This is a genomic window from Streptomyces sp. NPDC001194, assembly GCF_042896985.1.
Lineage (GTDB): Bacteria > Actinomycetota > Actinomycetes > Streptomycetales > Streptomycetaceae > Streptomyces.
Map to the genome: position 1 here is coordinate 61022 of NZ_JBIAXU010000017.1, position 12370 is coordinate 73391.

At 73.8% G+C, this 12370-nt stretch carries 9 protein-coding genes; 8 read left to right on the forward strand and 1 reads right to left on the reverse strand.

Annotation, left to right across the window (positions count from 1 at the left end):
* Positions 1-42: 42 nt before the first annotated feature.
* Positions 43-1386, reverse strand: coding sequence for a UDP-N-acetylglucosamine 1-carboxyvinyltransferase (gene murA / locus ACFY1T_RS27480; RefSeq protein ID WP_030866623.1), 1344 nt, complete (start codon positions 1384-1386; stop codon positions 43-45).
* Positions 1387-1649: 263 nt separating this feature from the next.
* Between murA and ACFY1T_RS27485 the strand changes: the two genes are divergently transcribed.
* The 8 genes from ACFY1T_RS27485 to ACFY1T_RS27520 all read left to right on the forward strand — a co-directional run bounded on the left by ACFY1T_RS27485 (position 1650) and on the right by ACFY1T_RS27520 (position 12354).
* A complete protein-coding gene (locus ACFY1T_RS27485) occupies positions 1650-2210 on the forward strand; it encodes a YqgE/AlgH family protein (protein WP_390790540.1) in 561 nt (186 codons plus the stop codon).
* Positions 2211-2239: 29 nt separating this feature from the next.
* Complete coding sequence (locus ACFY1T_RS27490; RefSeq protein WP_078860729.1) at positions 2240-2527, forward strand: DUF3039 domain-containing protein; 288 nt, start codon at positions 2240-2242, stop codon at positions 2525-2527.
* Between the two features lie 182 nt (positions 2528-2709).
* Complete coding sequence (locus ACFY1T_RS27495; RefSeq protein ID WP_390790541.1) at positions 2710-4362, forward strand: beta-N-acetylhexosaminidase; 1653 nt, start codon at positions 2710-2712, stop codon at positions 4360-4362.
* 451 nt (positions 4363-4813) lie between these two features.
* The gene (locus ACFY1T_RS27500) at positions 4814-5716 is read left to right on the forward strand and encodes an FAD binding domain-containing protein (protein WP_051805698.1); all 903 of its coding nucleotides are present in this window, start codon (positions 4814-4816) and stop codon (positions 5714-5716) included.
* 14 nt (positions 5717-5730) lie between these two features.
* Positions 5731-7878 (forward strand): (2Fe-2S)-binding protein, encoded by a 2148-nt coding sequence (locus tag ACFY1T_RS27505; protein ID WP_390790542.1) that lies wholly within the window; start codon positions 5731-5733, stop codon positions 7876-7878.
* Complete coding sequence (locus ACFY1T_RS27510; RefSeq protein ID WP_030866606.1) at positions 7875-10220, forward strand: xanthine dehydrogenase family protein molybdopterin-binding subunit; 2346 nt, start codon at positions 7875-7877, stop codon at positions 10218-10220. Before ACFY1T_RS27505 ends, ACFY1T_RS27510 begins: the two co-directional genes overlap by 4 nt.
* A 179-nt stretch (positions 10221-10399) precedes the next feature.
* A complete protein-coding gene (locus ACFY1T_RS27515) occupies positions 10400-10906 on the forward strand; it encodes a hypothetical protein (protein ID WP_390790543.1) in 507 nt (168 codons plus the stop codon).
* Complete coding sequence (locus ACFY1T_RS27520) at positions 10906-12354, forward strand: WXG100 family type VII secretion target (protein ID WP_390790544.1); 1449 nt, start codon at positions 10906-10908, stop codon at positions 12352-12354. Before ACFY1T_RS27515 ends, ACFY1T_RS27520 begins: the two co-directional genes overlap by 1 nt.
* The last annotated feature ends 16 nt before the right edge of the window (positions 12355-12370 follow it).

Consider the following 12370-nt stretch of genomic DNA (forward strand, 5'->3'; position numbering starts at 1 on the left):
GGCCCTTGCGGGATCCGGGGGGCTCTCGGTCGGCCGTACGGCTCAGACGAGGTCGCCGCCGGGGAGCTCGACCTTGGCTCCCAGCTCCACGAGCTTCTCCATGAAGTTCTCGTAGCCGCGGTTGATGAGGTCGATGCCGTGGACCCGCGAGGTGCCCTCGGCCGCCAGCGCCGCGATCAGGTACGAGAACCCGCCGCGCAGGTCGGGGATGACCAGGTCGGCGCCCTGCAGCTTCGTCGGGCCCGAGACGACCGCCGAGTGCAGGAAGTTGCGCTGCCCGAACCGGCAGGCGCTGCCGCCCAGGCACTCCCGGTACAGCTGGATGTGTGCACCCATCTGGTTGAGCGCCGAGGTGAATCCCAGACGGGACTCGTAGACCGTCTCGTGGACGATCGACAGGCCCGTGGCCTGGGTCAGGGCGACCACCAGCGGCTGCTGCCAGTCGGTCTGGAAACCGGGGTGCACGTCCGTCTCGAGCGCGATCGCGTTGAGCGGGCCGCCCGGGTGCCAGAAGCGGATGCCCTCGTCGTCGATCTCGAACGCGCCGCCGACGCGGCGGTACGTGTTCAGGAACGTCATCATCGAGCGCTGCTGCGCCCCGCGGACGTAGATGTTGCCGCCGGTCGCCAGCGCCGCGGAAGCCCAGGAGGCGGCCTCCAGGCGGTCCGGGAGCGCCTTGTGGTTGTAGCCGCCGAGGCGGTCGACACCGGTGATCCGGATCGTCCGGTCGGTGTCCATGGAGATGATGGCGCCCATCTTCTGCAGCACGCAGATGAGGTCCTCGATCTCCGGCTCCACCGCGGCGTTGCTCAGTTCGGTGACGCCCTCGGCCAGGACGGCCGTCAGCAGCACCTGTTCGGTCGAGCCGACCGAGGGGTAGGGCAGGCGGATCTTGCAACCGCGAAGGCGCTGCGGGGCCTCCAGGTACTGGCCGCCCTCGCGCTTCTCGATGGTCGCGCCGAACTGGCGGAGCACGTCGAAGTGGAAGTCGATCGGCCGGCCGCCGATGTCGCAGCCGCCCAGGCCCGGGATGAAGGCGTGGCCGAGGCGGTGCAGCAGCGGGCCGCAGAAGAGGATCGGGATGCGCGAAGAGCCCGCGTGGGCGTCGATGTCGGCGACGTTCGCGCTCTCGACGTGCGTCGGGTCGAGCACCAGCTCGCCCGGCTCCTCGCCGGGGCGGACCGTCACCCCGTGCAGCTGGAGCAGCCCGCGGACGACGCGCACGTCACGGATGTCCGGGACGTTGCGCAGCCGGCTGGGTCCGCTGCCGAGCAGAGCGGCGACCATGGCCTTGGGCACGAGGTTCTTCGCACCGCGGACACGGATCTCGCCCTCGAGCGGGGTGCCGCCGTGGACAAGCAGTACATCGTCACTGATGCCGGTCATGAATCTCGCGTTCCGGAGAGGGGTGGGCAGGGGGCCAGGGAAAAGGGTAAGGGCCACCACCCCCTTGTTCGTAAGGCCGACGTGGCCGTAGGACTGTCATGAATTCGGCACAACACCCTCCGTATCCACCGCATGGCGGAGTGTTGCGTTCCGCCCGCTTCCCCGGCACGCGCTCCTCCCTGCTGCCGTGCGCCCTGAGCTGCGGGCGGTCCGAGGCGTCCGCCCGCTCCCCCCGGAGGGCGAATGTGCGAGATCATGTCGGCATGACCGAGGTGTCCTCCCTCACAGGGCGGCTGCTCGTGGCCACCCCCGCCCTCGCGGACCCGAACTTCGACCGCGCGGTGGTGCTCCTGCTCGACCACGACGAGCAGGGCTCGCTCGGCGTGGTCCTCAACCGGCCCACCCCCGTGGGGGTCGGTGACATCCTGCTGCCCTGGGCGACCCTGGCCGGCGATCCCGGGGTCGTCTTCCAGGGCGGGCCGGTGGGCCTGGACTCGGCGCTCGGCGTGGCGGTCATCCCCGGAGAGGAGGGGCCGCTCGGGTGGCGCCGCGTGTACGGGGCGATCGGCCTGGTCGACCTGGAGGCCCCGCCGGAGCTGCTGGCCGCGGCCCTCGGCAGCTTGCGGATCTTCGCCGGGTACTCGGGCTGGGGCCCGGGCCAGCTGGAGGCCGAGGTCGGCGACGGCGCCTGGTACGTCGTGGAGTCGGAGCCCGGGGACGTGTCGTACCCGGACCCCGAAAGGCTGTGGCGGGCGGTGCTGCGCCGCCAGCGCAGCGAGCTCGCGATGGTCGCCACGTATCCCGACGACCCGTCGCTCAACTGAGCCGCGCACGGGTCGGTACCCTGGTTTTCATGAGCACTCTTGAGCCCGAGCGCGGGACTGGTACGGGGACCCTCGTAGAGCCGACGCCGCAGGTGTCCCACGGCGACGGCGACCACGAGCGCTTCGCCCACTACGTCCAGAAGGACAAGATCATGGAGAGCGCGCTCGGCGGGACCCCCGTCGTCGCGCTGTGCGGCAAGGTGTGGGTACCGGGCCGCGACCCGAAGAAGTACCCGGTCTGCCCCATGTGCAAGGAGATCTACGAGTCCATGGGCCCCGGCGGGGACAAGGACAAGGGCGGCAAGGGCGACAAGTAGTCCGTTCGCGGTCCCTTCGCCCCCTTCACGGCAGGCCCGAGGCCCTCTGGCGCGCTGATGCGCGTCCGGGGGCCTTTGCCGTGCGCGGAGGGCGGACTAGGGTCGGCCGCACGGGCGCCGGGCGCCCTGTGGAACGCGCGTTGCGCGTCGCGCAACGGCTGGACGGTGGAGGGGTCGAGGCCATGCCCGAGTTGATTCCGGAGCCGCGGTACGCGCGATTCGCCCGCGACGGCGGCGAGTGCGTGCTGGACGATCCGCTGCTCGACGCCGGCCCCGGCACCGGGGGCACCGCGCGCTGGCTGCGCCGGGAGCTCGGCGCGGCCACCGGCTGGGAGCTGCCCGCGCCGGCGCCGGGGCGGACGTACGGCGAGCGCGCGGTGATCCGGCTGGTGCTCCGCCCCGAGCTCGCGCGCGGGGCCGGAGCGGAGTCGTACGAGCTGCACGTCACGCAGGGGCGGGTGCTGCTGGAGGGCGCCGACCCGGCGGGGCTCTTCTACGCCGCGCAGACGCTGCGTCAGCTGCTCGGGCCCGAGGCGTACCGGCGCGCGCCCGCGGCGCCGGGCCGCGCGTGGCGGCTGCCGGTGGGGGGCGTCCAGGACGCCCCCCGGTTCGGGTGGCGCGGGATGATGCTCGACGTGGCCCGGCACTTCATGCCGAAGGACGGGGTGCTGCGGTACGTCGACCTGCTCGCCGCGCACAAGCTCAACGTGCTGCACCTGCACCTGACGGACGACCAGGGCTGGCGGGTGGAGATCAAGCGGCACCCGCGGCTCACCGAGGTCGGCGCGTGGCGGCCGCGCAGCCGCTGGGGGCACCGGGCGTCGCCGCTGTGGAACGAGACCCCGCACGGCGGCTTCTACACGCAGGACGACATCCGCGAGATCGTCGCGTACGCCGCCGAGCGGCACGTGCGGGTGGTCCCGGAGATCGACGTGCCGGGGCATTCGCAGGCCGCGATCGCCGCGTACCCGGAGCTCGGCAACACCGACGTCGTGGACACCGGCGCGCTGGGGGTGTGGGACGACTGGGGGATCAACGAGAACGTGCTCGCGCCGACCGAGGCCGTACTGCGCTTCTACGAGGGGGTCTTCGAGGAGCTGCTGGAGCTGTTCCCGGCGGAGGTCTCGCCGTTCGTGCACGTGGGCGGCGACGAGTGCCCCAAGGAGCAGTGGCGTGCGTCGGCGCTCGCGCAGGAGCGGATCCGGGAGCTGGGGGTGGACGGGGAGGACGGGCTGCAGTCCTGGTTCATCCGGCACTTCGACGGCTGGCTCGCGGAGCGCGGGCGGCGGCTGATCGGGTGGGACGAGATCCTGGAGGGCGGGCTCGCACCGGGGGCCGCGGTCTCCTCGTGGCGCGGGTACGCGGGCGGGATCGCCGCCGCCGAGGCCGGGCACGACGTGGTGATGTGCCCCGAGCAGCAGGTGTACCTGGACCACCGTCAGGCGGGCGGCCCGGACGAGCCGATGCCGATCGGGTACGTGCGCTCGCTGGAGGACGTGTACCGCTTCGAGCCGGTGCCGCCGAAGCTCTCGGCGGAGGCGGCGTCCCACGTGCTGGGCGCGCAGGCCAACGTGTGGACCGAGGTGATGGAGAACCAGGGCCGGGTCGACTACCAGGTGTTCCCGCGGCTGGCGGCCTTCGCCGAGGTGGTGTGGTCGCGGCTGCCGGAGCCGGGCGAGCGGGACCACGCGGGCTTCGAGGCCCGGATGGGCGCGCACTACCGGCGGCTTGACGCGCTCGGCGTGGACTACCGGCCGCCGGGTGGGCCGTTGCCGTGGCAGCGGCGGCCGGGGGTGCTCGGGCGTCCGATCGAGGGGGAGCCCCCGAACGTGTGACGCGGACCGGGGCGCCGCCCGTGGGGCGGCCGGATGGCGGGGGCACGGCGGGGGACGGCGGGGGAGGCCCGGCGGGGATTTGGCCGGAACCGTTCCGCGCGCTCCGGCGGGCCTTCGGCAGTCCTCCGACGGCCCTGCGGACCGATCGGTACCGATCGGAACGCTTCGGACTTCTGTGGAACTCCCGAGGGTTCCAGGACGTCCTTCGTTCTTGGGACGGTCTGGAACTCTTGCTCGATTCCGGGGGATTCGGCGGATCCGAGTTGATTCGGTCGATTCGGTGAATACGGGGGAAACCGGACGTCCGGAAGCGCCGAGGGGCGCCCGGCGGACCCTCGCGCCGGGCGGTGGGGAAGATGTGCCAGAGTTGCCACGTCCCGGCGGTGAGCACGTACCGTACGGCGGACAGGCGTGAGCGCCGGGACCGGGACATCGGGAAGGGGCAGCTGGGTTGACCACGCACGCACCGCATGCACTGCATTCATCTCAGGGGCCGCAGGCGGCGCAGTCCGTGACGCTGCCGGCCTCGCTCGACGAGGCCGTGGCGGCACTCGCCGCCATGCCCGCCGCCGTGCCCGTCGCCGGCGGCACCGACCTCATGGCCTCCGTCAACGCCGGGCTGCTGCGGCCCGCCGCGCTCGTCGGCCTGGGCCGGATCAACGAGATCCGCGGCTGGCAGTACCAGGACGGGCACGCGCTGCTCGGCGCCGGTCTCACCCACGCGCGGATGGGACGGCCGGATTTCGCCGCTCTGATCCCCGCGCTGGCGGCGGCCGCGCGGGCCGCCGGGCCCCCGCAGATCCGCAACGCGGGCACCCTCGGCGGCAACATCGCCACCGCGGCGCCGACGGGCGACGCGCTGCCCGTGCTGGCCGCGCTGGAGGCCGTCCTCGTCATCCACGGCCCGGGCGGCTCGCGCCGGGAGATCCCGGTCTCGCACCTGCTGGCCGGCCGCGAGATGCTGCGGCCCGGCGAGCTGATCGGCTTCGTACGGGTGCCGCTGCTGCACGCGCCGCAGGTCTTCCTGAAGGCCACGGGGCGTACGGGACCGGGGCGCGCGGTGGCGTCCGTGGGGCTCGTACTGGATCCCGCGCGCCGCGGTGTGCGCTGTGCGATCGGTGCGGTCGCGCCCATGCCGCTGCGGCCGCTGGAGGCCGAGCAGTGGGTGGCCTCGCTGATCGACTGGGACGGGGGGCGGACCCTGGCCCCCGAGGCCCTGGAGGCCTTCGGCGAGTACGTCGCCGCCGCCTGCGTCCCCGACCAGGGGGAGCCCGTGGCACCCGGGGTACTGCATCTGCGGCGGACGGTCGCCGTGCTGGCACGGAGGGCCCTGGGGAGGGCACTGAGCTCATGAGTGGGAACGAGAACGTGAGCGGAACGACGGGGGACGCGGGTCCCGCGGGCCACACCGGCGCGAGCTGGGGCTGGGAGCCGGTCCCGCAGGGCGGCGAGTACGACTCCGACGCGACGGCCTTCGTGAAGCTGCCGCAGGACATGCTGGACGCGCTCGGCACCGGTGAGCCGCTCGCGGCGCCCGGCCACGGCTACGTGCCGCCGCCGATGATCGTGCCGCTGGGTTCCGCGAGCGCGGATCCGGCGGCCACGGGGACGTGGACGATGCCGGCGCAGTGGCCCGAGGCGGGGGCGGCCGCCCCCGCGGCCGCGCCCGCTCCCGCGCCGGTCGGGGGGCCGATTCCGGCCTCGATCCCGCTCCCGGCGTCGGTGGCCGCGGCGTTCGAGCGTGCGGGGCAGGATTCCGTTCGGGTCCCGGGCCGGACGGCCGGCCCGGCCGCGGGCCCCGCGGCGGCTTCGGCCGAGGGCGGGCACGATCCCGGCGCCACCGCCGAGTGGCGGTTCCCGGAGGCGGTCCAGGACTCCGAGCCCGTGACCACCGGCCAGTGGACCCTCCCGGAACTCCCCGAGGAGACGGGCGAGTTCCGCCACGGCGCCCCGGCGGCCGACTGGAGCCAGGCTCCGGCGACGCTGCCCGGCGGCGCGGCGGCCCCGTGGGCCACCCACCCCGGCTTCGAGGCCGCGGCGCCCTCGCTCCCGGTCGCGGACGCGGGCCCGGGTGCCGTCATGAGCTCCGGTGTGCTGCCCGAGGCGCGCCCCGACGCGGCCGACGGCTCCACCTCGGGCGCGGGCCTGCGCAGGCTCGGCGGACCCGGCGTCGGCGGTTCCGGGCGCGGCCCCCGCGTCCTGGGCGGGCCCGGCGTGGGCACCCCCCTCCCGGAGACGGCGGAGCCGGAGCAGCTCCGGCCGGCCCCGCACGACGTCGAGGCCGCTCATGGTCCGGCGTCGGCCCCGGTCACGGCGGAACGGCCGCATCCCGGGGCGGAGGCCGCCGAGACGGCGGCCCCGGCCGACGTGGACGCGGAGCGGGTTGCGGAGCGCGAGGCGACACCCGTCGCGGCCGCCGAGTATGTGCTGTCGGGCGGTCCCGGGGTCGGCGGCGTCGCCGATGGCGGGGTCGGTGGCGGTGGCGGCGGCTTCGCGGAGCACGGGGACACCGACGGGCACGGGTTCACGGCATCCGGCCACGGCGGTGCCGGGGCGGAGCCCGGGCCGGGCGGCGAGCACGGGTTCACGGCCGAGCCGGCCGCGGAGCCCGCCGGGACGGACGGGCGCGGGTTCGGGACGGACGGGCGCGGGTTCGAGGCGGACGGGCGCGGGTTCGGGACGGACGGGCGCGGGTTCGAGGCGGACGGGCGCGGGTTCGGGACGGACGGGCGCGGGTTCGAGGCGGGCTTCGGGGCGGGCGAAGACGCGGGTGCGCCTGCGCCGGGTGCGGGCACCGCGGACATCGCCGTGGCGACGCCGGACGGGGGAACCCCCGAAGGTTTCCCGGCCGAGGTGACGGCGTACGAAGAAAACGCGACAGCCGAGGCCGTCGCCCATCACGAGCACCCGCTGGCTTCCTACGTCCTGCGCGTCAACGGCGCCGACCGGCCCGTCACCGGCGCGTGGATCGGCGAGTCCCTGCTCTACGTGCTGCGCGAGCGCCTCGGCCTCGCCGGCGCCAAGGACGGCTGCTCGCAGGGCGAGTGCGGGGCGTGCGCGGTGCAGGTCGACGGCCGGCTCGTCGCCTCCTGCCTGGTCCCGGCCGCGACCGCGGCGAGCAGCGAGGTGCGGACCGTGGAGGGGCTCGCCGCGGGCGGGGAACTCTCCGACGTGCAGCAGGCGTTGTGCAGGTCGGGTGCGGTGCAGTGCGGGTTCTGCGTGCCCGGCATGGCCATGACCATCCACGACCTGCTGGAGGGCAACCACGCCCCCAGCGAGCTGGAGACGCGACAGGCCCTGTGCGGGAACCTGTGCCGCTGCTCCGGGTACAAGGGCGTCATCGAGGCCGTGAGCGAGGTCGTCGCCGAGCGCGAGGCGTCGGCCGCGGCCGACGCGCCCGGGACCGGGGCCGGAAACGGTGCCGGGGCCGGGAGCGGCTCCGGCGCGGAGGCGCGCATTCCGCACCAGGCGCCGCCCGGCGAGGGCGGGATCCACCACAACGGAGGCATGGCGTGAGCGGGCACGACGCGGCCACGGCCACGACGACGGTATCGGTCTCCGCGGGCGCCTCGGCCGCCGCGGCGCCCGAGGCGGGCGAGCAGGAGGTGCCGCGCGGCATCGGGGCCTCCGTGCCCGCGGCCGACACCCGCGCCAAGAGCGAGGGCACCTTCCCGTACGCCGCCGACCTGTGGGCCGAGGGCCTCCTGTGGGCCGCCGTCCTGCGCTCCCCGCACGCGCACGCCCGGATCCTCTCCATCGACACCTCCGCGGCCGCCGCCATGCCGGGCGTGCGCGCCGTCGTCACCCACGCCGACGTCCCCGGCGCCACCACGCACGGCCGCCGCATCGCCGACCGGCCCGTCTTCGCCCACGACGTCGTGCGCCACCACGGCGAGCCCATCGCCGCCGTAGCCGCCGACCACCCGGACACCGCCCGCCTCGCCGCCGCCGCGATCGCCGTCGAGTACGAGCTGCTCGACGCGGTGACGGACCCCGAGCAGTCCTTCGGCGCCCCCGCCCTGCACCCCGACGGCAACCTGATCCGGCACATCCCGCTCCGCTACGGCGACCCGGAGGCCACCGGCGAGGTCGTCGTCGAGGGCCTGTACCGGATCGGCCGCCAGGACCCCGCGCCCATCGGCGCCGAGGCCGGGCTGGCCGTGCCGCGGCCCGACGGCGGCGTCGAGATCTACACCGCCTCCACCGACCCGCACCTGGACCGCGACCTGGCGGCCGCCTGCTTCGGCCTGGAGCCCGACCGGGTGCGGGTCGTGGTCACCGGCGTCCCGGGCGCGACGGCCGACCGCGAGGACGCCGCCTTCCAGCTGCCCCTCGGCCTCCTGGCCCTGCGCACCGGCTACCCGGTCAAGCTGGCCGCCACCCGCGAGGAGTCCTTCCTCGGCCACACCCACCGCCACCCGACGCTGCTGCGCTACCGCCACCACGCGGACGCGGAGGGCCGGCTGGTCAAGGTCGAGGCCCAGATCCTGATGGACGCGGGCGCGTACGCCGACTCGTCCTCCGAGTCCCTGGCGGCGGCCGTGGCGTTCGCGTGCGGCCCGTACGTGGTCCCGCACGCCTTCGTCGAGGGCTGGGCGGTCCGTACGAACAACCCGCCGTCCGGCCACGTGCGCGGCGAGGGCGCGATGCAGGTCTGCGCCGCGTACGAGGGCCAGATGGACAAGCTCGCGGCCGCCCTCGGCATCGACGGCGCGGAGCTGCGCCTGCGCAACGTACTGGCGACGGGCGACCTGCTGCCCACGGGCCAAACGGTGACGTGCCCGGCGCCGGTGGCGGAACTGCTGCGCTCGGTCCGGGACTTCGAGCTGCCCTCCCTCCCCAAGGACACCCCGGAGGAGGAGTGGCTGCTGCCGGGCGGCCCGGAGGGCGCGGGCGAGCCGGGCGCGGTGCGGCGCGGGGTCGGGTACGGCGTGGGCATGGTCCACATGCTCGGCGCGGAGGGCACCGACGAGGTCTCGACGGCGACGGTCAAGGTCGTCGACGGGGTGGCGACGGTGATCTGCGCCGCCGTCGACACCGGCCAGGGCTTCTCCACGCTCGCCCGCCAGATCGTCCAGGAGATCCTGGGCGTGGACGAGGTGGTGACGGCCCCGGTCGACACGGACCAGCCGCCGGCGGGCCCGGCCGCGCACGGCCGCCACACGTGGGTGTCGGGCGGTGCGGTGGAGCGCGCGGCGAAGATGGTCCGCACCCAGCTCCTCCAGCCGATGGCCCACAAGCTGGGCATGTCGACGGAGCTCCTGCAGGTCCAGGACGGCCGGATCACCTCGTACGACGGCGCGTTCTCGACGACGGTCGCGGAGGCGATGGCGGGCAAGGAACTCTGGGCGACGGCCCAGTGCCGCCCCCACCCGACGGAGCCCCTGGACGGCGACGGCCAGGGCGACGCCTTCGTGGGCCTCGCGTTCTGCGCGATCCGCGCGGTGGTGGACGTGGACATCGAGCTCGGCTCGGTGCGGGTGGTCGAACTGGCGGTCGCCCAGGACGTGGGCCGCATCCTCAACCCCCGCCAGCTGGAGGCCCGTATCGAAGCGGGCGTCACGCAGGGCGTGGGCGCGGCGCTGAGCGAGAACCTCCGCTCGGTGTCGGGCCTGGTCCGCCACCCCGACCTGACGGGCTACGCGCTGCCGACGTCGCTGGACGCGCCGGTGGTCCGGATCGTCAAACTGGTCGAAGAGCGGGACGTGGTGGCCCCGTTCGGGGCGAAGGCGGCGAGCGCGATCCCTGTGGTGACGGCCCCGGCGGCGGTAGCCTCGGCGGTACGCGCGGCCACGGGCCGCCCGGTGAACAGGCTCCCGATCCGGCCATCGGCGGCGGTCGCGGCGCCCAACTCGTGACCGTGTGACCCGCATTGCACGTGCAACCCCGAGGTTGGGACTGTCGGTACCGGTCGCTAGAGTGATCGGGAAGACGGGTAAGACGTAGTACGCGCGCGTGCGAACGGGCGTGAACGGGGCCGGGGAAGCAGCGGAATCAGCTGCGACCCCGGGAACAACGGGGAGTCGGGGAGGCCATCGTGGCAGAGGAGTCGGCGCCTGGCCTGTTGGGGCTGGGCGGTATCGGTGCGGGCATGGCGGACGCGATCATGGCGCAGGCGAGGGCGCTCGAGGTCGAGTTCGAGTCGATGACGAACTACAAGAAGCTCGTCGACGACCTCTTGAAGAAGCTCGACGGCTCGGGCGCTGACCAGAAGAAGCTGGCCCATGTCACGCTCCCGGACGGAGCTCTGGGCAAGGGCTTCGCCGAGGCGGACGCCTTGTTCAAGACGTACACGACCGTCCACACACAGCTTCAGAACCTGTCGGCGGGCCTGGCGGGGCAGATCGAGGCCCTGGGCATCGCAATCATGACGGCGGGCAAGGGGTACGGGGGCGTGGACGAGGACACGCAGGCGCGTATGCGTTCCATCGTCGCGCAGGCGAAGAAGGACTATGTCGCGGAGCGGGACCCGCTGGCGAAGCAGCAGGCGGACACCCAGGGTGGCGCGAACGGCCACGGCAGCACGGCGAAGGGCAAGGTCTGATGGCAACGAACTTCGAGGGCTACACCCACCAGCAGCTGCTCGCCATGATCGCCTCGATCGACCCCAAGACGGTGGAGACGCGAAGCGCACAGCTGAACGAGGCCGCCTCAACGATCAAGGAGATCGGGGAGAGCCTCAAGAAGCACCAGGTCAAGGGGTGGGAGGGCGAAGCTGCCCACGCCTTCGCGGACTGGGTGAGCCGGGCGGGCAGCGCGACGTTGCTCCTTGGCGAATACAGCGCCGCGGGCGGCAAGTGGATGGCCGAGGCCGCCCAGACCATGCACGAGGTCAAGATCAACATGCCGGCGTACGACACGTCGGCTGCTGACAACCTCAAGGCCGCCCAGCAATTCCACAACGACCCGGATTCGCAGCAGATCAGGCAAGAGGCGAACTCCAAGCTGAACGGCGACCACCAAAAGGCCGTTGACGCCATGACGAAGCTGGCCGGATCGTACGACCAGTCGACGACGCAGATGGGCAAGGTCGAGATCCCGACGTTCCCGAAGCCGCCGCCGGTGTTCGAACCTCAGCGCTCAGTCGGTGGAATGGAGAGCATGGGGAGGGAGAGCGGGGGCTCCGGTGGAGGTCCCGCGACTGGTGGTTCTTCGTACGCGCCTTCGACACCGGACGGTTCGAATGGGCAGGGGCGGATGGCTGGTCACCAGTCGCTGCCCGACGCCACCTTGCCTCCGACGACGGGGCAGACACCGGTACCCGTGCTCCCGGATCGGGATGTGGATGTGGACCTCGACCACGTCGCGACTCTTCCCGACAAGACGCTTCCTCCGGTCACGGGCCTGCCGGGTGGTCCGGGACCCGTCCCGGGCCAGGGCGGCGGTACTCCTCCCGGACCTGTTCCGCCGATCGCACTCCCGCCCATCGGTACGCCGATCCAGGGCGGTGGCGGACCCGGCAGCAAGTTCCCGGTGACGTTGCCTCCCTCCAGCAAGGTTGGCGGGCCTGGCGGCCTGCTCCCGCGTGACACGGGGATCATGGGCGGTCGGCCGGTTACCACCAACGGCCCCACGTCGGGCATCCCGCGCGGCACGGTCATCGGGCACGAAGGCGGCCAGCAGGCCGCAGGCCGCGGCATGGGCGGCGGCATGCACCCCGGTGCGGGCGGCCCCCACGGCCCTGGTCAGGGCGGTTCGGCGATGGGTCGACGGCTGGCCATGGAGCCCGGCGGTGTCGTCGGTGGGCGTCAGGCCGGCGCGATCGGTCGTCCGACCACGGGAGCACAGCCGTTCACGCAGGGCGGCTCGGGCCTCGTGCGCAACGGTTCCGGTGCCGGTTCGGCTCGCGGTGCGATGGGACACGGGGGTGCAGGAATGCACTCTCCGGGCAATCGGCGTGACCAGCAGGGTGGCGAGCGTCCCGACTACCTGGCCGAAGACGAAGAGACCTGGCAGAGCAACGGTCGCGTTGTTCCGCCGGTGATCGACTGAGTAGAACGGAAATTTC